17 protein-coding genes, 3 pseudogenes and 1 other annotated feature are annotated in these 19,753 nt (G+C 38.4%); of the genes and pseudogenes, 3 read left to right on the top strand and 17 right to left on the bottom strand.

All coding sequences use genetic code 11. The features are described 5' to 3' along the window. Positions 1 to 189 precede the first annotated feature (189 nt). Both mecA and spxA read right to left on the bottom strand, forming a co-directional pair. A complete protein-coding gene (gene mecA, locus BCAMP_RS07585; RefSeq protein WP_035314856.1) occupies positions 190 to 867 on the bottom strand; it encodes an adaptor protein MecA in 678 nt (225 codons plus the stop codon). A 217-nt stretch (positions 868 to 1,084) separates the two neighbouring features. Then, positions 1,085 to 1,492, bottom strand: coding sequence for a transcriptional regulator SpxA (gene spxA / locus BCAMP_RS07580; RefSeq protein WP_035314855.1), 408 nt, complete (start codon positions 1,490 to 1,492; stop codon positions 1,085 to 1,087). 182 nt (positions 1,493 to 1,674) lie between these two features. Continuing rightward, positions 1,675 to 1,902 (top strand) — a binding site (T-box leader). A 65-nt stretch (positions 1,903 to 1,967) separates the two neighbouring features. On the opposite strand from spxA, the pseudogene trpS reads away from it, so the two are divergent. After that, positions 1,968 to 2,955: pseudogene (trpS, locus tag BCAMP_RS07575) on the top strand (tryptophan--tRNA ligase). Positions 2,956 to 3,000: 45 nt separating this feature from the next. On the opposite strand, the gene BCAMP_RS07570 reads toward trpS, so the two are convergent. From BCAMP_RS07570 to BCAMP_RS07540, 7 genes and pseudogenes are all read right to left on the bottom strand, one after another. Then, positions 3,001 to 3,471, bottom strand: coding sequence for a glutathione peroxidase (locus tag BCAMP_RS07570; RefSeq protein ID WP_035314854.1), 471 nt, complete (start codon positions 3,469 to 3,471; stop codon positions 3,001 to 3,003). Between the two features lie 117 nt (positions 3,472 to 3,588). Next, positions 3,589 to 3,783 (bottom strand): FUSC family protein, encoded by a 195-nt coding sequence (locus BCAMP_RS07565; RefSeq protein WP_035314853.1) that lies wholly within the window; start codon positions 3,781 to 3,783, stop codon positions 3,589 to 3,591. A gap of 50 nt (positions 3,784 to 3,833) precedes the next feature. Beyond that, positions 3,834 to 5,285 (bottom strand): ABC transporter ATP-binding protein, encoded by a 1,452-nt coding sequence (locus BCAMP_RS07560; RefSeq protein WP_035314852.1) that lies wholly within the window; start codon positions 5,283 to 5,285, stop codon positions 3,834 to 3,836. Beyond that, the gene (locus tag BCAMP_RS07555; protein WP_035314851.1) at positions 5,286 to 5,951 is read right to left on the bottom strand and encodes an energy-coupling factor transporter transmembrane component T family protein; all 666 of its coding nucleotides are present in this window, start codon (positions 5,949 to 5,951) and stop codon (positions 5,286 to 5,288) included. It abuts the gene before it with no gap. Positions 5,952 to 5,965: 14 nt separating this feature from the next. Then, positions 5,966 to 6,559: an MptD family putative ECF transporter S component gene (locus tag BCAMP_RS07550; RefSeq protein WP_035314850.1), complete on the bottom strand. Its 594-nt coding sequence runs from the start codon at positions 6,557 to 6,559 to the stop codon at positions 5,966 to 5,968. Between the two features lie 238 nt (positions 6,560 to 6,797). Next, a pseudogene (gene fabF / locus BCAMP_RS07545) lies at positions 6,798 to 8,037 on the bottom strand (beta-ketoacyl-ACP synthase II). Positions 8,038 to 8,173: 136 nt separating this feature from the next. Then, positions 8,174 to 9,112: a beta-ketoacyl-ACP synthase III gene (locus BCAMP_RS07540; protein ID WP_035314849.1), complete on the bottom strand. Its 939-nt coding sequence runs from the start codon at positions 9,110 to 9,112 to the stop codon at positions 8,174 to 8,176. 216 nt (positions 9,113 to 9,328) lie between these two features. On the opposite strand from BCAMP_RS07540, the gene BCAMP_RS07535 reads away from it, so the two are divergent. Continuing rightward, positions 9,329 to 9,511 carry a DUF2929 family protein gene (locus BCAMP_RS07535; RefSeq protein ID WP_035314848.1) on the top strand — a complete coding sequence of 61 codons (183 nt, stop codon included), beginning with the start codon at positions 9,329 to 9,331 and terminating at the stop codon, positions 9,509 to 9,511. A 41-nt stretch (positions 9,512 to 9,552) separates the two neighbouring features. Here the strand turns inward: BCAMP_RS07535 and gpmA are convergent, their stop codons facing one another. The 8 genes and pseudogenes from gpmA to BCAMP_RS07495 all read right to left on the bottom strand — a co-directional run bounded on the left by gpmA (position 9,553) and on the right by BCAMP_RS07495 (position 18,661). Then, positions 9,553 to 10,239, bottom strand: a complete 687-nt coding sequence (gene gpmA / locus BCAMP_RS07530) for a 2,3-diphosphoglycerate-dependent phosphoglycerate mutase (protein ID WP_035314847.1) — start codon at positions 10,237 to 10,239, stop codon at positions 9,553 to 9,555. 14 nt (positions 10,240 to 10,253) lie between these two features. Continuing rightward, positions 10,254 to 12,847 (bottom strand): annotated as a pseudogene (gene clpB / locus BCAMP_RS07525) (ATP-dependent chaperone ClpB). A 253-nt stretch (positions 12,848 to 13,100) separates the two neighbouring features. Continuing rightward, positions 13,101 to 13,610, bottom strand: coding sequence for a QueT transporter family protein (locus tag BCAMP_RS07520; RefSeq protein WP_035314846.1), 510 nt, complete (start codon positions 13,608 to 13,610; stop codon positions 13,101 to 13,103). A 244-nt stretch (positions 13,611 to 13,854) separates the two neighbouring features. After that, the gene (locus tag BCAMP_RS12625) at positions 13,855 to 14,541 is read right to left on the bottom strand and encodes a hypothetical protein (protein ID WP_051456963.1); all 687 of its coding nucleotides are present in this window, start codon (positions 14,539 to 14,541) and stop codon (positions 13,855 to 13,857) included. Between the two features lie 310 nt (positions 14,542 to 14,851). Next, positions 14,852 to 16,018 carry a VanZ family protein gene (locus tag BCAMP_RS07510; RefSeq protein ID WP_035314845.1) on the bottom strand — a complete coding sequence of 389 codons (1,167 nt, stop codon included), beginning with the start codon at positions 16,016 to 16,018 and terminating at the stop codon, positions 14,852 to 14,854. 117 nt (positions 16,019 to 16,135) lie between these two features. Then, positions 16,136 to 16,651 (bottom strand): thioredoxin domain-containing protein, encoded by a 516-nt coding sequence (locus BCAMP_RS07505; RefSeq protein WP_035314844.1) that lies wholly within the window; start codon positions 16,649 to 16,651, stop codon positions 16,136 to 16,138. Positions 16,652 to 17,027: 376 nt separating this feature from the next. Beyond that, the gene (locus BCAMP_RS07500) at positions 17,028 to 18,101 is read right to left on the bottom strand and encodes a M42 family metallopeptidase (protein WP_035314843.1); all 1,074 of its coding nucleotides are present in this window, start codon (positions 18,099 to 18,101) and stop codon (positions 17,028 to 17,030) included. A gap of 56 nt (positions 18,102 to 18,157) precedes the next feature. Next, the gene (locus tag BCAMP_RS07495) at positions 18,158 to 18,661 is read right to left on the bottom strand and encodes a PTS sugar transporter subunit IIA (protein WP_035314842.1); all 504 of its coding nucleotides are present in this window, start codon (positions 18,659 to 18,661) and stop codon (positions 18,158 to 18,160) included. 202 nt (positions 18,662 to 18,863) lie between these two features. Between BCAMP_RS07495 and BCAMP_RS07490 the strand changes: the two genes are divergently transcribed. Then, positions 18,864 to 19,745 carry a mechanosensitive ion channel family protein gene (locus BCAMP_RS07490; RefSeq protein ID WP_051456962.1) on the top strand — a complete coding sequence of 294 codons (882 nt, stop codon included), beginning with the start codon at positions 18,864 to 18,866 and terminating at the stop codon, positions 19,743 to 19,745. Positions 19,746 to 19,753 lie beyond the last annotated feature (8 nt).

The following is a 19,753-nucleotide window of genomic DNA, read 5'->3' as shown; positions in this document are numbered from 1 at the left end:
GCCACAGCTCGGGCAATAATAAGTTTCCGACTCTTTTGCTTGATCGATTTGTATCAGTCGTGACGCTTGGTTATGAGCTAGTTGCATAATATCCCTCCAATCCTTATTCAACATAACTCCTCTTTCATCCTAAAAATAGCAGTCTTTCTTTGGCAAAGCCAAAGAAAGACTGCTATTTTTTTAGGATGATTATTTACTGAAATTCGCTTTTATTACTGAAAAAGCCTTTTCTGATGCAATTGTTTTACCATATTCTTTCATTACATAAGGTGAACGTTCTGACTCATCACCATACTCTAACAATAAGCTTAAAATATTATCAATTGTATCAATGTCATTTTTATTCGAATTGAATTCTACCTCAGCAAAGTAGCTTCCTTCAAAATAATACAAATTAGCTGTTAACTCCTCCACTTTTGGCTGATGTGCTAACGAAATTAAGTCTTCAAGTTCTTTAATTTTTAACACGAAATTCAAACTATCCAACTCTACTTTTTCATCATTATCATTGTCGGTCTGAGTATCTAAAATAGCTTCGATTTGTTTTTCAACATCGTCTAATGCCTTATCTTCTTCTTCTTTAGCGTTTTGGTTTAGAGGCAATTCAATATTAATGCCTTCTTTGGTTAAATTAGCCTTTGTCACTACAACCTCAAGTCCTTTTTTCAGCGCCTGTACTTGAATCCACAAGGGACCATCTGGATTGAATTGATCTTCATAATCTAATTCTTCCATCATATTCCAAAATAGTTCTTCACTCTTATCACGGTTATACCAAATATCTTCGTGATTAAAGCCGCGTTCTTCTAAATCACCATATGAAATATAAAATTTCACTGTGTTTTCATTAATGCGTTCAATTTCCATCGTTATACTCTCCCTTCTCAACCGAGAAGTATTCTTTACTCTCACTATCGCTTATTTTGATAGCCTCTATCTGTTTATATCTTTCATTTTAACCTATTCTAACATATAAAGAAAAGTATTTGTTTCATAACGTTTAAAAACACCGTGTGTGATTACTTTTCACTGTAATCATACACGGTGTCTGTTCATTCCTTTGTTTGCTTCAATCTTTGTTTCGTTACGCTTGTAATGCGTTTGCTAAACGTTGTGCCTCACGTAATTTAAACGTACGAACACCGCGCGGTAAAAAGCGACGAATCTCATCTTCATTGTATCCAACTTGGATACGTTTTTCGTCAATGATAATTGGACGACGTAACAAACCTGGATGGGCTTGAATTAATTCACATAACTCATGTAGTGATAAGCTTTCTAAATCTAAATTTAATTTATGGAAAGTTTTTGAGCGGGTCGAAATAATTTCATCGGTACCGTTCTCTGTTAGACTTAAGATTCGTTTTATTTCATCTAATGACATGTTCTCATTAAAGTAATTGCGTTCAGAATAAGCAATATGATGTTCTTCTAACCAATGTTTTGCTTTTCGGCATGATGTGCAGCTTGGGGATGTGTATAATGTAACCATTTTCCATCCACTCCTTTATTATCGATTTATTTCTCTATAGTTTTATTATAAAGACTTAAAAATATAAACAGATGAAAAAAACAGGCTCTTAACTAAGAATTTAATGAGAATTTATTGTTTTTTCAAAGGGAGTTAGTTGACAGAATGTTTTTGACGTTATATATTTAGAAAGAAATTAAATATTTTATGCGATGATAAAGAGGAGTAAACATAAACATTACTTTAAAGAGAGTCTGTGGCGCTGAAAACAGGCAAATCATTATGTTGAATGGACTTTTGAGCACCTTAGATGAAATTAGTAGTTTAAGGCGTCTAATCAGCGATATTTGATGCCTTCACTGGCACGAGTGGTTATCTTTTTGATGACACTTAGGGTGGTACCGCGGATACAACACATTTTCGTCCCTTTTATTTAATAGGAGATAGATGTGTTTTTTTATTTTGTCTATTTCACTAAAATTCGGAGGTTATTCTTATGACAGTTATCTTTTCAGGAGTGCAACCAAGTGGTGACGCACCAACTTTAGGCAATTACTTAGGCGCTTTTAAACAATTTGCGGCCTTTCAAGCAGAAAACGACTGCATCTATTGTGTCGTTGATCAACATGCGATTACCGTTAAACAAGATCCAAAATTACTAAAGGAACGGGTTCGCCGGTTAGCGGCGATTTATTTGGCCGTCGGCATTGATCCAGATAAATCAATCCTATTCATCCAATCCGAGGTTCCAGCCCATGCACAAGCAGCATGGATGTTACAATGTATTGTTAGTGTCGGTGAGCTAGAACGAATGACACAGTATAAAGATAAATCAGATGGGAAAGCACGTGTCAATGCCGCCCTCTTAACTTATCCACCATTAATGGTTGCCGATATTTTACTCTATAACACAAACGTTGTACCTGTCGGTGATGATCAAAAACAACACATTGAATTAACACGTGATTTAGCTGAACGTTTTAATAAACAATATAAAAATGTCTTAACTGTACCAGAAATTTCAACGCCGAAACAGGGTGCACGCATCATGTCCTTACAAGAACCAACTCGTAAAATGAGTAAATCGGATGAAAATAAAAAAGCTACGATTTTCTTAACCGATACACCTGCCCAAATTACAAAAAAAAATTAAGAGTGCGATGACAGACTCATCAGGTATCATCTCTTATGACAAAGAAAATAAACCTGGCGTCGCTAACCTCTTAACTATTTACGCTGCAATTACTGGCGAAAAAATCGCGGATATTGTCGCTAAATACGACGGCAAAGGCTACGGTGCTTTTAAAACCGATTTAGCTGAAATTGTTGTTAATGAACTTGCACCTGTTCAAGAACGCTATGAACAATTGCTTAATTCAAGCGAACTCGATGACATTTTAGATGCCGGTGCTGCCAAAGCAAATAAAATTGCGAGCAAAACCTTAGCTAAAATGGAAAAAGCAATGGGACTTGGTCGTCGCTAGGAAAAAGGCTGCTAAATCAAATGATTTAGCAGCCTCTTTTTGACTTTAACTGTTTAATTGTGCAATAATCTCATCTTCAAAGGTTTCTGGTTTAACCCTTCCATCGTAACGTTCAACGACATCGCCTTTGCGGTTAATTAGAAATTTAGTGAAATTCCACGGGATTTTTTTACCGCCTGTTTCTGCCACTAAATACTGATATAATGGATCAGCATCTTTACCATTAACTTTAATTTTTTGATGCATCGTAAACGTTACACCATAATTAAGCTGGCAAAAATCATTAATCGCCTCATTGTCTTTGAGCTCTTGTCCTAAAAATTGACCACAAGGAAAACCTAATACAACTAATCCTTCTTCTTTATATCTTTGTGATAACGATTCAAGCGTTGTGAGTTGATTAACTAAGCCACATTTACTCGCTGTATTAACAATCAAAACAACTTTGCCTTTATATGTTTCAAGCGAAACTTCCTCACCGTTCATCTGTGTTACCTGATAATCATAGATTGTCATTTGAATCCCTCGCTTTCTACTTGTAGCATAACTTATTCCCCTAAAAAAAGAGGATTTACTGATTATAAAACAAGAGCCCCACTCTCCCGCTAGAGTGAGGCTCTTACTAAATCATTTTTAACGATACTGATATTTTTTTAACTTGATAACATAATTACCAATTACAAAAATAACAGCTAATATAAAGAGACTCGTCACGACTATAAGTAAATTAAACGGTTGTGAGCGTACATAATACAGTAAAAGTCCTAAAACACACCCTGCACAACTACATAAAAGAATGGTAATGGCTTGTTTTGTTGTCTGCTCCATATCAATTCCTCCTTAAAGGTGATATAGAACAATACCCGTTTTTCGTAAAATTACATGTATTTTTTTATATTTTGGTTAACTTCTGTTCTCTTATCACTGATGATTTTCCCTGCCTCGATGCGTATAACACGCGTACAGCAAGAGGCAATAAAAGCCTCATCATGAGTGACGACAAAAACACATCTCTGCTTGAATAAATCTGACCGTAACTGTGTGGCAACTTTTGCCATGTGATAGCCGTCTAATCCACTTGTAGGCTCATCTAAAATAAGACAAGCTCGTTTACGTATCAGACCGATTGCCAATGCTAGCCGTTGTTTTTCTCCACCAGATAATGTCATTGGATGTCGTTCTTTTAAGTGCGCAAGTCCCATTTGTTCTAACAAGCATTCTGCCTCTTTCATGATTTGAGGTTGCTTTTCATTGCCCAGAAGCAATTCAGCCATGACTGTTTCGGCAAACAATTGATAATCCGTATCTTGCGCTACGAACCAACTATTAGCTAAGCGTTGGCGTGAGCTCATTTTTTTACCATTGATGACAATACTACCTTTTTGAGGTTTGATAAACCCTGCTAACGCACGGGCTAAGGTTGTTTTCCCCGCACCATTATTACCAACAATCGCAATTACTTCACCGGGATAAGCCACTAAGTCATTAACATTCAAGATGAATGCTGCTTTTTTTAGACGATAATTCACCTTGTTCACTGCCACAATCGGCGTTTCTTCGAGTCGTTCAGGAGCTGCTGCATTGACAACGAGTGGTGTAAACACACGTAATCCACGGGCTTCACCGGTTGTTTTCAAATACTCTTCAACCTCTGCCTGCAATATATCAGCGACAATTCCACCCGCTTCGAGCACTATCAGACGATCAATCACATCTAGCAAGTAATGTAGCCGATGCTCACTGACAATCACCGTCGCGCCTTGTTTTTTTAGTTTAGCAATAAAACGTTTTAAATACCCTGCCATTTCTTCATCTAAATTTGATGAGGGTTCATCGAATAAATAAACGTTAGGTGCCATCATTCTAACAGAGGCTAAGGCCACGCGTTGCTTTTCACCACTCGACAATTCATAGAGGCTCTTTGACAGCAAGTGTCTGATTTGAACTTCTTCACTGACTTTAATGAGACGTTCATTAATTTCTGTCGCAGGTAAGGCATGGTTCTCAGCGCCAAAGACAACCTCATCTTTGACATGAAGGCCAAAGAATTGACTGCGTGGATCTTGCAAAACAGAACCTACACTATGCGGTAGTTTCCATAATGGTTGTTCTTTTGTATTGTGCTGATCAATCAGTACATCACCTTGAAACTGCCCCTCATAATAATGAGGTATTAAACTATTCAGCAAGCGTGTGAAGGTTGTTTTCCCTGACCCACTTTTACCTGTTATAACAACAACTTGACCTGTTGGAATCATTAACGTCATGTTTTTTATGCTTGGAATCGTACTATCCTTATATGTATATGACACGTTTTTAAGTTCAATCATCTACAAACCTACTTCCAGTGAAACACCAATAATAACCGCTCCGATAGAAAACAGATAGTCATACCAACGGAAGGTTAACGCTGTAGCATTCGTTCGTTTATTTGTGAGTTCAATTCCTCTTAAGGTGGCTGATATCGCTAATTCCTCGCTGATTTTGATGCTTCGAAATAAAAACGGCACCATTAAATACTCCCATTTCGTCCAAAAAGGACGACCGACCAACCGTTGCTTAACATACTGACGAATCGTTGTAAATTCATTGAGCAACGTGGGCGTATAACGTAAGCAGACGACAACTGGCAAGCTGACGCGTCGTGAAAAACGGATGCGTTCAAATAATTGTAATAAATCGGCTGGAGACGTTTGTTTTAATAACGGTAATGCCGCCATGTAAATCGGCATCAACCGTAATGCAAAGTATGGAAAAATCAAAAAGACAGAGATACTCTCAGGCAGATCACTTTTTTCACCCCACGCATTAATACAATAGAGCAAGCCAAAAATAACAGCCAAATAAACAACGGTTTTGCCAAATCCTTGTATTAACAAATACAACAATAAAAACACGCTGAATATGATTATTGGTAAGAGCTCATTTGCAACAAATGACATAATAATTGCCATGGCTAACATGATGATACGAGTAAGTGGATGAATTTTAAGCAATGTTATCTCGCCCCTTAGTTTCGACTGACTGATTTGAAGTGTTTATTCACCATTTTAATACTAATAAAAGCGGCGATCAGTGTAAATGCTACTGTAATGGCTCCTACTAATAATTGACCGTTAAAACTGAGGTATAAATCAACCATTTCATTGGCATAGGGTTTAGTCGATCGGAGTTCAGACACATATTTCGCTCTAAAGAATGTAAAAGGAATCATCATCGAAATATTAACAGCCACATAATGCAAGGCTTGTGAGAATACGATGATTTTATTATTTGTATAGCCATTCGTTACTTTCATGATAACTTCACTTATCAAAGCTGAAACAATGATAAACGGCACCATATACCACATGCCCATAAAGATTAAAAAGACACTTAAGACAAGGTTAAACACGAGTACGACACCTGGTTTAGCGACACGTCGACATAACACTAAAAAGGGTAGCATCGTAAGCAGCGACATCGTTGCTGTTTCAACATACACACGAATTGGCGTTACGAGTGTTAAACCGAACCCGACAACCCCCATTAAAATATAGATAATACCTGTAAAAATTCCGATTGTGACAAGATCACGAATCGTTAACTTATTTGATTGTTCCATCGTTATCCTCTTTTCTATTTCGAGTTGATACATACTTATTTCATTTTAATTGATAATCATTATCAAAGTCAAATTAAATACTATACAAAAAGCATATTCATGATGAATATGCTTCAGGTTGTAGACAAAGTCCAAATAGACTTCATTTTATTTCGAATTCTATTACAGTGACTTTGTTTACGAGCTGATAAGATTAGCTAGACATGCTGTTCTATCTTCTAACAGGTTGATTTCACTTTTAATCCTCAAACTGTTTGAAGATTAGGCAGGCATTGTGTCCACCAAAACCGAATGAGTTTGATAAGACCGTCTTAACTTCCGCTTCACGTTTCACGTTCGGAACATAATCAAGATCACATTTTTCATCCACTTCTTCAAGATGGATAGTTGGTGCAATTTGATTATCACGGATAGTTTGAACAGCAAAGACTGCTTCAATCCCACCAGAGGCACCCAATGTATGGCCCGTCATCGATTTGGTCGATGAAATTGCTAATGATTTAGCAGCATCACCAAAGACTGATTTAATCGCCATTGTTTCATATTCATCGTTATACGGCGTACTTGTACCGTGAGCGTTAATATAATCAACCGCTTCTGGTTGCAAGTCAGCATCTACCAACGCTTTTTTTCATTGCTCGCGCAGCGCCTTCGCCATCAGGTGCAGGTGCTGTCATGTGATAAGCATCACCAGTTGAACCATAGCCAACGATTTCAGCATAAATGTTAGCCCCACGCGCTTTCGCATGTTCTAACTCTTCGATGTATAAAATCCCCGCACCTTCACCAATAACAAAACCGTCACGGTTTTTATCAAACGGACGACAAGCCGAATCGATGTCAGGATTTAATGACAAAGCTTTATTCGATGTGAAACCAGCCATCGACATTTTAGTGATTGGCGCTTCTGCACCACCAGTAATCATTGCGACTGCATCACCACGTTGTACAACACGGAAGGCATCACCAATTGAATTGGTACCCGTTGCACATGCTGTAACAGTTGTTGAGTTAACACCTTTAGCACCTAATTGAATCGATACTTGACCAGTTGCCATATCAGGAATCATCATTGGTACGAAGAAAGGACTTACGCGACTCGGTCCACGTTTAATCAATTTTTCAAATTCTTTTTCGTATGTTTCCATACCACCAATCCCTGAACCAATCCAAACACCGATATCTTCAGCGTTTGTTTCATCGATTGTAACGTTTGCATCCGCAACCGCCATCTTAGCTGCTGCGACAGCAAACTGTGTGAAGCGATCCATGTGGCGTGCTGCTTTACGGTCGATAAATTCTGAGGCATCAAAGTCTTTCACTTCTGCGCCCAATTTAACCGCGTAGTCAGTTGTGTCCATTCGTGTTAAAAGAGCCACACCATTCTTACCTGCTAACGCGTTTTGCCATGATTCTTCGGCTGTATTTCCTAGCGGTGTAATCGAGCCTACACCAGTAATTACTACTCGTTTGGTCATCGTATCTTTCTCTCCTTTTAAAGTCATCTAACTGATAACCTTTTAAATAATAAATTAAATAAGTGCCTATATTAATTGTCTTGATACTATTATATCGTATTTTCTTCATTTGTGAATTTTTTTGCGGTGATTACACCTATTTCCCCCAACGAAGGAGAACAGCACCCCAAGTTAAACCACCACCAAAACCAACGAGGACAATGTTATCGCCATCATGAACGCGGCCTGCTTTCACTGCATCACATAAAGCGACTGGAATGGAGGCTGATGAGGTGTTACCGTATTTGTGAATTGTTTTCACCATTTTTTCGTCTGGCAAGTTTAGACGTTCTCGTGCAGCATTCATAATACGAATGTTTGCTTGATGTGGAATTAATAAATCCAGTTCTTCTTTAGCAATCCCTGCTTTTTCAAGGACGGCTTCAGCTGATTTTCCCATTTGGCGGACAGCAAATTTAAAAACTTCACTACCGTTCATACTAATGAAATGACGGTCATCTTCAAATAAGAAGCCCGCACCGGCACCATCAGAACCTAATTCAAAACTTAAAATACCTTTATCGTCGCTAACTGGACCAAGAACAGCTGCTCCAGCACCATCACCAAAAAGAACAGCAGTTGAACGATCTTCCCAGTTGGTTGCTTTTGATAATTTATCTGCACCAATCACAAGCACATTTTTATATGTCCCTGCTTCGATAAAATGTTTCGCTGTTACGACACCGAACATAAATCCTGAACAAGCCGCTTCTAAATCCATGCCGGGAATTTTTTTCTTACCAATGGCATGTTGCACATAGTTTGAAATTGACGGGTGGCGTTGTGTTTGCGTCACTGTCGCTGTAATAATAAAATCAATATCTTCCGGTTGTAAGCCTGAGTCAGCAATCGCTTCTTTAGCTGCTGCAATTGCCATATCAACTGTATCTATATCGTCAGGTGCGATGCATCGTGCTTCGATACCTGTCCGTGTGCGAATCCATTCATCATTGGTATCCATTACTTTTTCTAAATCAAAATTAGTGACACTATTATCGGGAATATAGCTCCCTACTCCTAGAATACCTGCGTTCATTATAAACACTCCTTCGTTTCTTCGTTATGACCTGGTACTAATTTTAAAACATTATTCCTTTTTTTTGCAACCTTCGATGCTCATAACGTCATTAATAGACGTTATCACCTGTGTTATTTTGTCACAACTGTCATTATTTTATTGATTCATCTTTTATTATTGCTCATCTATGATAAACTAGAAGAAACACAAGAAATGAAAGTTGGAGGTGTCAGTATGCGTTATGTTGTATCAGCATTATGGATTTTCATCCTAAGTGCAATGACTAACTATGTTGTTAGTTCAATGGCAAGTGCTACCTTTAATATGGGAGCAACGCTCTTAATGGGAACAATTGTTACGTTAGCAGTTTGGTTCTTACCATTAATGTTAAAAAGCCACGAAGAATTATCTAACTAATAAACAAAAAGCGGAAATCGTAAAGACGATTTCCGCTTTTTTTATGTCAAATAATATTTATTTGTGACAGTCAAATCAGCTGCCAACTCATATACGAGTGGTGTTCCTGTCGGTAATTCAACTGCCATAATGTCATCATCCGAGATGTTTTCTAAGTATTTGATGAGCGCACGTAAACTATTGCCATGTGCTGCAACAATCACGTTTTCACCTTGTAATAAGGCGGGAGCAATCGCATCCGTCCAATATGGCAATACTCGTTCGAGTGTTACTTTTAAATTTTCACCACTTGGAAGCATCCGTTGGTCAATTGCTTGATAACGACGGTCTTGGCTTGGATGATTCGGATCTGTTTGCAGCATTAAAGGTGGTAATACATCGTAGCTTCGGCGCCATTGCAAGACTTTATCTGCACCGTATTTAACGGCCGTTTCTTCTTTATTAAGGCCTTGTAATGCACCGTAATGCCGTTCATTAAGACGCCAACTTTTAGTCACTGGCAACCAGTCTTGATTGCTTTCAGCGAGGACATCGTTTAACGTATGCACCGCTCTTTTTAAGACCGACGTAAACGCATGATCAAAGGTGATATTGGCCTCCTTAATTAAAGTACCTGCCTGCTTCGCCTCTGCTACCCCTTGCTCTGATAGCTCGACATCGTGCCAACCCGTAAACAGATTACGTTTATTCCACTCGCTTTGGCCATGACGGATTAATACTAGTTTCATACGCTCAGCTCCTCTTAGTCAATTGCTTTCGTGATGCTTAATTGCCCATCTTCTACTGTTACGATGGCAGTATCGCCTTCGCTAATGTCACCCGCGATAATTTTACGAGCCAACGGTGTTTCAATATGACGAATCATATATCTGTTTAGTGGTCTTGCACCATAGGCTGGATCATAAGCTTCTTCTCCGATTAAGCGGGCTGCTTCAGCTGTAATTTGCAATGTGATTTGTTGTTCTTGCAAACGGTGTTCGAGGTTCTGAGCTAATTTTAAGACAATCCCTGAAATATTATCAAGTGATAACGGTTTAAACAAGACAATATCATCCACGCGGTTTAAGAATTCTGGTTTAAAATGACCGCGTAAGGCATTCATCACGCTTGTTTCTGCTTCTGGTGTAATCGCTTGGTCTTTTGTACCTTCTAGTAAGTATTGTGAGCCAATATTTGAAGTCATAATAATGACGGTGTTTTTAAAATCAACCATCCGTCCTTGTGAATCCGTAATACGCCCATCATCCAACACTTGTAATAAGATATTGAATACATCGGGATGTGCTTTTTCAATTTCATCCAATAAAACAATCGTGTATGGGTTTCGGCGTACCGCTTCTGTTAATTGACCGCCTTCTTCGTAACCCACGTAACCTGGAGGCGCACCGACTAAACGTGACACTGAGTATTTTTCCATGTATTCGCTCATATCAATCCGAACCATGTGGTCTTCACTGTCAAACAACTGATCGGCTAACGCTTTCGCTAGTTCTGTTTTACCTACACCAGTTGGTCCTAAGAAAATGAATGACCCAATTGGTCGACGTGGATTTTTAATGCCTGCACGTGCCCGTAAAACGGCATCTGATACTAATTCAACTGCCTCATCTTGGCCAATCACTCGTTCATGAAGGGCGTCATCAAGATGGAGTAATTTAGTTCGTTCGCCTTCGACTAGCCGTGTCACTGGTACACCCGTCCAGCGTGAAACAACGTCCGCAATTTCTTCTTGCGTGACCGCTTCTTGTACAAGACGATCGTCACCCGTTTTGTTGCTCGCAGCTGTTTCAAGCTCTGCTAATTCGGCTTCTGCTGCTGGAATTTGCCCGTGACGTAATTCAGCTGCCTTACTCAAATCATAGTTTGTTTCAGCTTCTTCGAGTTGATGACGTAATTCATCAATATGGCTACGCATATCACGAACGGTCGCAATTTCATCTTTCTCTGCTTTCCATTTTGCTTCCATTTGTTGTTTGTTTTCTTTCAATTCACTTAATTCTTCACGTAAGGTGACAAGACGGGACGCACTGACCTCATCTTTTTCTTGTTCTAAGGCCGCTTCTTCGATTTCTAATTGCATCACACGACGGGTTATTTCGTCGAGTTCATTCGGCATTGAATCGATTTCAACACGAATCGTTGCACAGGCTTCATCGACTAAGTCGATGGCTTTATCTGGTAAAAAACGATCGGTGATGTAGCGGTCTGCTAAACTTGCTGCCGATACGAGGGCATTATCATGAATATTAACACCATGATGAATTTCAAACCGTTCTTTTAAACCTCGTAAAATCGAAATAGTATCTTCGACTGATGGTTCAGGCACTAATACTTTTTGGAAACGGCGTTCGAGTGCCGCGTCTTTTTCAATGTACTGGCGGTATTCGTCTAAGGTTGTTGCCCCGATACAGTGTAATTCACCACGAGCCAACATCGGTTTTAGCATGTTGCCTGCATCCATTGCGCCATCGGTTTTACCTGCTCCGACGATGGTATGGATTTCATCAATGAACAGTAAAATCTTCCCTTCACTTTTTTGGACCTCAGCTAAGACAGCTTTTAACCGTTCCTCAAATTCACCGCGGTATTTTGCTCCGGCAATTAAAGAGCCAATATCCAATGAAAAAATCGTTTTATCTTTTAGGTTTTCAGGAACATCTTTGCGGACGATTCTGGCAGCTAAGCCTTCAACGATTGCTGTTTTACCCACACCAGGTTCACCGATTAATACTGGGTTATTTTTTTGTTTTTTCGACTTAAAATGCGAATTACATTTCTTATTTCAGTATCACGGCCAATCACGGGTTCAATTTTCCCTTCGCGCACAGCTTCAACTAAATCAATCCCATATTTACTTACCGCTTCATAGGTTTGTTCTGCGTTTTGATCTGTCACGTGTTTTCCTCCTCTGACGGTTGCAATTACAGTTTCTAATTCAGCCGTATTTAATTGTAGGTATTGCGTAAGTGCATTCTTTTTTTGTGTTTGCAAGGCGAGTAAGAAATGCTCGGTTGCGATAAAGCTATCTTCCATTTTTAGTCGTTGTTGATCGGCATCAGCAATCAATTCATATAAATCACCAGCTAATTGCTGGCCATAGCTGACGCTACTACCTGTTACAACGGGTTGTTGGTCTAATTTCTCGTTTAAGTACTGCTCTAATTTGTTAAAATCGACGTTTAGCTCTGAGTAAATACGCTTCACAAGGTCATTTGATGTGATAAAGACCAGCCATAAATGCCAAATTGTAATCGTTTGATGCTTACGTGTGACTGCAATTTGCTGAGCTTCACCTATATCCATTTGAAGTTGATTTGTCATTTTATTCGGTTCCAACATCATCACCTCTTCCTTTGTATACACCCATTGTAGGTCAATAAAGGTCAAAAATCAATTAAAAACACTTGTCTTTTCACAACAAAAAAAGCCTATCAGAGAGGAAAACTCTGATAGGCTTCTAACAGGTTGATTTTACTTTTGTTCTTCCAGTTCCATCAACCAGAAGCTTTCAACTTTCAGAAAAATGATTGCGACGGTAAATAATCGCTCGCATTCTCCTTCCAAGTTGTTTGCTTCTAACAGGTTGATTTTACTTTTGTTCTTCGATGGCAGTGGTTAAATTAACACGCTTATTAAGAAGGTGGATAACTAACATCCCAATGGCCATAACTGCCATTTCTCCCAATGCCATGTAAAACCAAGCGAGTCCAAAGGCAAGGTTTGCACTACCAAGGACGCCAATTATTTTTAATTCGTAAGCAACAAAGCACATCGTCACCCCAAACACAGCGGTGTTGATTGCCATTAATAAAATTTTATTTTTAATGAATTTACCGATAAAAATAACAAGGGCTAATGAAACAACTGATTGCCCCACCCCAAAGACTAAATCAAGCACACCGTTAGCTGAAAATAAATTTGCAACGATTACCCCGATGATAATGGCAGGAAAATATTTTTTATTATAGACAACTAAATGATTCATCATTTCTGATAAACGAAACTGTGCCCACCCATAGGCAAATGGTCCACTTAACAATGTCAAGATGACATAGAGCGCCGCTAAGACACCACTCGTTGCCAACATTTTAACTTTCATTCTTATTCCTCCTAGTTTTTGTATCGCAGGATGGTATTAATAAACTGCGTGTAGCTTTGCTACAAGGCTAATGTTTTAGCCAAACTCTATTGTATATGTAAATCACCTTAAACTCAAGCATATAAAAAGCGAGTTCCTCTCTATTGAAGGAACTCGCTTAACTCATTGTCAACTCTGACTGTTCTCTCTAGGTTGAAGTAATCATGTTGTTTCAATTTGTTTATCATTGTTTAAGCAAATCTGCTTAGTTAGCGTATTTACTTTCAACTTGTGCTGCATAATCTTTTAATGATTGAACCTCATCTTGTGCTTTTTTTAATTTCAGTTTTGTATCATCATTTTCTGTTTGTGAAGCTGTTAATTGTGCTTGTAAGTTGATTTTATCTTGGTTTAATTGCGCAATTGTTTGATTTAAAGTGTTAATTTGTTCTTTAGCTGTGTCTAAAGCTGCTTTTGCGTTATCAATCTCTTTTTGTTTATTACCAATGATTACTTGCTTCGCATCAACTTCTGCTTGTTTTACAGCAACTTTAGCATTGCCTTCATCGATTTTTTGTTGAATTTCACTTTCTTTTTGTTTAATTGTAGCATCTTTTTGTGTTATTTCGACTTGTTTACTAGCAATGTCTGCTTTTAATTGTGAAATTTGATTGTTTAATTCGGTCACACTGTTTTGGACTTTGTTTAATTCGGCAGTCGCTTTATCAAGTTCTGCTTTAGACGTTGACGCTGCTGCTTTAAGTGTGTTAATTTCGGTTACTTTTGCACCTAGTTTTGAATCCAATGCTTCAATTGTCGAATGAATTGATGTTACTTCGCTTTCTTTCCCCCAACGAAGGACATTATCTGCATCACCGATTGCTGCTCCACCAAAAAGTAACCCTACGACTACGATTGCTCCTACAGCAATCTTCATAACTTTGTTCTTCATTTTTCTTTTCCCCTTTTCCCTAAAATCCATGATAAGTTTTACTTTATCTAAGATATCATTATTCTATAGAAAATAATACACTTTACATGTAAAATGAGTATTTATCCTTATACAAGTAGATAATCAATGACTTTTTCGAATGTTTTTAACCAGTTAGCATAAAAAAATAGTTATTAGACTATACATTTCACACTATAACGATAGATCATCAAGTTATAATTAAATCCTTACACATCAGTCGGTTTATTACTTTTTTCCTATTTTACCAAAAAAATCCCCCTTTTTCATAAAAAAAAAGAGGGTTTTTATGTCATTTACGTGTCGTTTTTTTTCTAAATAAGCTAAATGAACTCATCATATGAGTATAACTGATTTTTTCATAAAAGAGCGGTGCATTTTTGCGTAATTTATTAATAAGCAAATGAACAACAAATACTAAAATAAAGAAGAAAACGATGTAGATTAAATAATTCAGCAAATTGAGGTTGTCTGAGGTACCCGTTAATTCTAACAAGTTAAACTCAACATTAATCAGTGTAAATACGACACCATACAACAAACCATAGCGGATGAAATACTGTGGCAACGATGGTGATTGATCCAGATCATCAACGATTTTCAAATGGACAATAAGTTTCCCTAATGTTCGCCCGTTAAAGATGTACGGAATCATTATGAAAAAGACCACGATTGTTAGTATGTAACTGGCGGTATTCAACCAACTGAACTGATAAAGAACCGTTCCACTAAATAGGGAATGGTTTTTAATCATCATAAACTCACCAATAATGCCTATCAAGAGCCAATCAATCAAAAAAGCCATCAACCGACGCAGATAACTGACTTGATGACTGCGTGAATAAGCGTTATTTCTCAGCGTTTCATCACTTGGAATAAAGAAGGTTAACAACGGTGCTAAGGCATACCCAATCCAACCTCCTACGGTATTTAACAGCAAATCATCAACATCGAATAAACGATAAGATCTATCATAATAACCGTAGAGACCTGACAATTGTGTTACTTCAAAAAAGAGCGACACACAAAAGGCTGTAATAATAATAAACAGCAGCGATCGTTTAAAATAAAAGCGTAAATAAACACCTAACGGCAATAACAACATTAAATTAAAGAGTGGCTGAATGAACACACCTTGTTTTAAGGCTGTAATATAAGTGTGTGGATTGGTCAATGAAAAAGCAGTATGCTGGACAAAATCAACTAAAAAACGGAGGGGCATCAATTGTGTCTTAGCTGTTGTCAGTTGACTAACATTCGCTTGTGATGGCAGTGGCAAAATCACTAATAAATAGCTGCATAACAAATAAAATATAAAGCTATAAATAATCAACGCCCGCCAAAATGAGAAACCACCGTATTTATAATATTGACGAATTAAAAATGGCAGTGAAATGACGAGCGCAATCAAAGGAAAAATCAACGCAGCCGTCTTTAAGGGATATAAATAAACGTCCATAAGTCACTCCTTTTGTTTTTAGTTATCATAACATGTTCAATTGCTAATAAAAAGTCGCTTCTCATATTTGAGGAGCGACTTTGCTATTTAAACAGTACTAACGAATCGCTATCACTTTTATCCTTTTCTTAATTGTGCCGCAATCGCACTTTCTAGTTGTTCTTGTGTCACTTGTGAATCAAAGACTTGATCTCCGATATATATCGTTGGAACAGATACTATATCATGGGCATTGGCTTCATCAATTACTACTTGTGCTGTTGCTTTGGCTTTGGCTAATTCATGTAGTTTAAAGTTGGTTTCTAAATAAGTTGTCAGTTCTACCGGTGTTAATTTCCCCCACTCAGCTTGCGAGCGAAAGAGACTATCGACGACTTTAATCGCCGCTTCATCCTCATTATCAATAAAGTGATGCGCATGATTACCAATTTCTAGGGATGGTTTCGGTTTGTCATAAAATTTGATAATGTGTTCGACATGTCCTGATACAACATGTTTTTCGAGTGAATTTTCGGCCTTCAAATGCCAGTTTGCACAAAAAGGACAACGTAGATTTACAAAACTGATGACTTTAACAGGCGCCTCTGCTTGACCGATGTGCAAACCCGTTTTTGAAAATTTTTCAACTGTCATTTTTATCAATCTCCCATCTCTGATTTAGATACTCTTAGTATAAGCAAAGATACCGTAACATTCTAATAAACTGCCTAACAAAAAGCCAACCCAAATAAAGGGTTGGCTCAGATTGTAGCCAAAGTCAAATTAAACTGATTTTACTTTGAAAGTTAGTTCAAGTGACTTTGGCTGCCAGATGACTTGACTGAAAAGAAACGTTGTTATATCCTCTCGTTCTAGTAGGCACAACGAGCGAGTGACGGTGCGAGTACTGATGGTACGTAATCCCGAGCGAGCAAGTCGTAACGACCTAGAACAACGTTTATCTTCATTCTGATTCAACCCAAATAAAGGGTTGGCTTATGTTAATGCTGAACGTTGTCCAATTGCTTAATCAGGCATTTTCTTTAATGCTTGCAATCGTTGTCGCATCGAGTTGTGGTAATAATTTCAAGAGCATTTCTTTTGCTGCCGCGTAATCATCCACATGTAAAATCGATTGACTCGTATGAATATAACGTGACGGTAAGCCGATGACAGCGCTTGGAATACCGCCTTCCATTTTATGAACAGTTCCAGCATCTGTTCCACCAGGTGACACAAAATATTGGTACGGAATGTGGTTGTCCTTCGCAGTTTCGAGCATGAAGTCACGTAAGCCACGGTGCGTAATCATCGTGCGGTCATAAATACGTAATAAGAAGCCTTGACCAAGTTGACCAAACTGCGTTTTATCACCTGTCGTATCGTTAGCAGGGGAGGCATCGAGCGCAATGAACATCTCTGGCTTAATCATGCTTGCAGACGCCTGTGCCCCTCGTAGGCCGACTTCTTCTTGGACAGTGGCACCGATAAATAGCTCATGTGGTAATTTTATCTTTTTCAGTTCGGCCGCTGCTTCGATTGCTAAACCAACTCCGTAGCGATTATCCCACGCTTTTGCCAAAATTTTCTTTGGGTTTGCCATTGGGGTAAATTCAGATACGGGTGCAATTGGATAACCCGGCAGAATACCGAATGAATGCATCACTTCATCGGCACTATCAGCGCCGATATCGATGAGTAAATTAGCCGCTTTGACAGGTGCATTACGTTCGGCCTCTGATAATAAATGTGGTGGTACCGATGCAATGACACCGATAACAGGACCATGATCAGAGATAATTTGAACACGCTGTGCCGATAACACATGCGGACTCCAGCCACCTAATGTATCGAATTTAATCATACCATTAGCTGTGATCTTAGTGACGATAAAACCAACTTCATCCATATGGCCCGCTACCATGATTCGCGGTGCACCGACATTTTCTTTCACACCAAACAAGCCCCCTAAACCATCTTGCTCAAAACGGTCGACGTTCGGTGCCAATTTTTCTTTCATAAACGCTCGGACTGGTCGTTCAAAGCCTGATGGACCTGCCATTTCGGTTAAAGTTTTAAACAATTGTTGTGTGTTGTTATTCATCCTATTTCCCCCTAAAAAAAACGCAATAAATGAGTATCATTTATTACGTCATTCGTTTATTTTGTTTTTGCTTCAAAAATAACTGTTTCACCTGCGGTTACATTACCAAGTTCTGACCATGTAAACGTATAGTCGCCTGTGCTACTGTTTGTGACAACAACAGGAATAACAGTTGAGGCTGCTTTTTCGGCAATTAAAGCGATATCTGCTTCAATAATCGGTTGACCCGCTTTTACTTTATCGCCTAATTTAACTAAAACTTTAAAACCTTCGCCTTTCATAGCAACTGTTTCCAAGCCAATATGTACTAAAATTTCTTGGCCTAATGCTGAACGGATACCAAATGCGTGTTTACTTTCATCAGCTATTTGAATGATTTCACCGTCAACTGGTGCAACAACAATACCGTTTGTTGGTTGAACAGCCACGCCTTCACCCATCATTTTTTGTGCGAATACCGGATCGGGAACATCGTCAATTTTAATTAACGTCCCAGTCACTGGTGAGACAATTTTTTCTTCTGTTACTTTTGCTTCTTTACCGAAAAGTTTTTTAAACATAATCCGTTCCTCCTAATAAAGTTCTATTTTCCTAACCATTATACCATGATTTAACAGGTGTTCACCTTATATAACACTAAATTCAGTGATTATGACGATTTTTTGTCACGACGACTAGCTGTTTAATCCCGACGATAGTATTAGACTATTCTTAAAAGAACGAGTAAAATAACTCGTATAGTCTATTAAAGGAAGTGATTTTTTGGATGAATACACATCAAATCAAGTAACCAATCAAATTACCCGTTTCAATACTTATTTTGATAGTATCGATTGGAGTCAAATTATTGATAACATCATCAGCGGAATTTTATCGCTTATTTTTACAGTCATACTCTATTATATAGTACGCAAAATCGGGCAAAAAATTATCCGTAAAATATTTATCAGCTATAGTAAACGCGAAAATGTGAGTGAAAACCGCTCGAAAACGTTGTTTAATTTAATCGATAACGCCTTTCGCTACATTTTAATCTTCATCTTGACTGTTAATATTTTAAGTACCTTTAACGTTGATGTCCGCGCGATTATTGCCAGTGCAGGAATTGTCGGTCTCGCTGTTGCATTTGGGGCTCAAGGACTCGTCAGTGATGTCGTCACCGGTTTTTTTATTCTGCTAGAACGACAGTTGGATGTTGGCGATAACATTACAATTGGTGCCGTTAAAGGTACAGTTGAGTTACTCGGTTTACGAACGACCCAAATAAGAGATTTGAATGGAACCCTCCATTTCATTCCCAATCGTGAAATTATTGTCGTCAGTAATCACTCGCGCGGGAACATGCTCGCCCTCGTTGAAATTCAGATTAATCCGAACGAAGATATCGACAAGGCGATTGCTTTGATTGAGGAAACAACACGTGCCTTCACTAGAGACAATCCGAACATCGTTGATACCCCGATTGTATCTGGGGTAACGGGTTATGCCAACGGTAATTTTGTCGTCACGATTTCAACGCATACGTTGAACGGAACACAGCTGTTAGTTAGTAATGAACTCTATCAAAAAATTTATTTAGCTTTTCAAGAAAATGAGCTGTTAATGCCCTTATCTTTAGCAGGATTAGCCTCAACACAACCTTAAAAAAAAGC

Origin of the sequence: Brochothrix campestris FSL F6-1037 (assembly GCF_000525915.1) — a bacterium.
Lineage (GTDB): Bacteria > Bacillota > Bacilli > Lactobacillales > Listeriaceae > Brochothrix > Brochothrix campestris.
This window is presented reverse-complemented; position numbering and strand designations above follow the sequence as displayed.

What these genes read in the sequence shown, in the direction of transcription:
- mecA (WP_035314856.1), bottom strand. Translation starts at nt 867, where the DNA reads ATGGAAATTGAACGCATTAATGAAAACACAGTGAAATTTTATATTTCA.
- spxA (WP_035314855.1), bottom strand. Translation starts at nt 1,492, where the DNA reads ATGGTTACATTATACACATCCCCAAGCTGCACATCATGCCGAAAAGCA.
- BCAMP_RS07570 (WP_035314854.1), bottom strand. Translation starts at nt 3,471, where the DNA reads ATGACAATCTATGATTATCAGGTAACACAGATGAACGGTGAGGAAGTT.
- BCAMP_RS07565 (WP_035314853.1), bottom strand. Translation starts at nt 3,783, where the DNA reads ATGGAGCAGACAACAAAACAAGCCATTACCATTCTTTTATGTAGTTGT.
- BCAMP_RS07560 (WP_035314852.1), bottom strand. Translation starts at nt 5,285, where the DNA reads ATGATTGAACTTAAAAACGTGTCATATACATATAAGGATAGTACGATT.
- BCAMP_RS07550 (WP_035314850.1), bottom strand. Translation starts at nt 6,559, where the DNA reads ATGGAACAATCAAATAAGTTAACGATTCGTGATCTTGTCACAATCGGA.
- BCAMP_RS07540 (WP_035314849.1), bottom strand. Translation starts at nt 9,112, where the DNA reads ATGAACGCAGGTATTCTAGGAGTAGGGAGCTATATTCCCGATAATAGT.
- BCAMP_RS07535 (WP_035314848.1), top strand. Translation starts at nt 9,329, where the DNA reads ATGCGTTATGTTGTATCAGCATTATGGATTTTCATCCTAAGTGCAATG.
- gpmA (WP_035314847.1), bottom strand. Translation starts at nt 10,239, where the DNA reads ATGAAACTAGTATTAATCCGTCATGGCCAAAGCGAGTGGAATAAACGT.
- BCAMP_RS07520 (WP_035314846.1), bottom strand. Translation starts at nt 13,610, where the DNA reads ATGAAAGTTAAAATGTTGGCAACGAGTGGTGTCTTAGCGGCGCTCTAT.
- BCAMP_RS12625 (WP_051456963.1), bottom strand. Translation starts at nt 14,541, where the DNA reads ATGAAGAACAAAGTTATGAAGATTGCTGTAGGAGCAATCGTAGTCGTA.
- BCAMP_RS07510 (WP_035314845.1), bottom strand. Translation starts at nt 16,018, where the DNA reads ATGGACGTTTATTTATATCCCTTAAAGACGGCTGCGTTGATTTTTCCT.
- BCAMP_RS07505 (WP_035314844.1), bottom strand. Translation starts at nt 16,651, where the DNA reads ATGACAGTTGAAAAATTTTCAAAAACGGGTTTGCACATCGGTCAAGCA.
- BCAMP_RS07500 (WP_035314843.1), bottom strand. Translation starts at nt 18,101, where the DNA reads ATGAATAACAACACACAACAATTGTTTAAAACTTTAACCGAAATGGCA.
- BCAMP_RS07495 (WP_035314842.1), bottom strand. Translation starts at nt 18,661, where the DNA reads ATGTTTAAAAAACTTTTCGGTAAAGAAGCAAAAGTAACAGAAGAAAAA.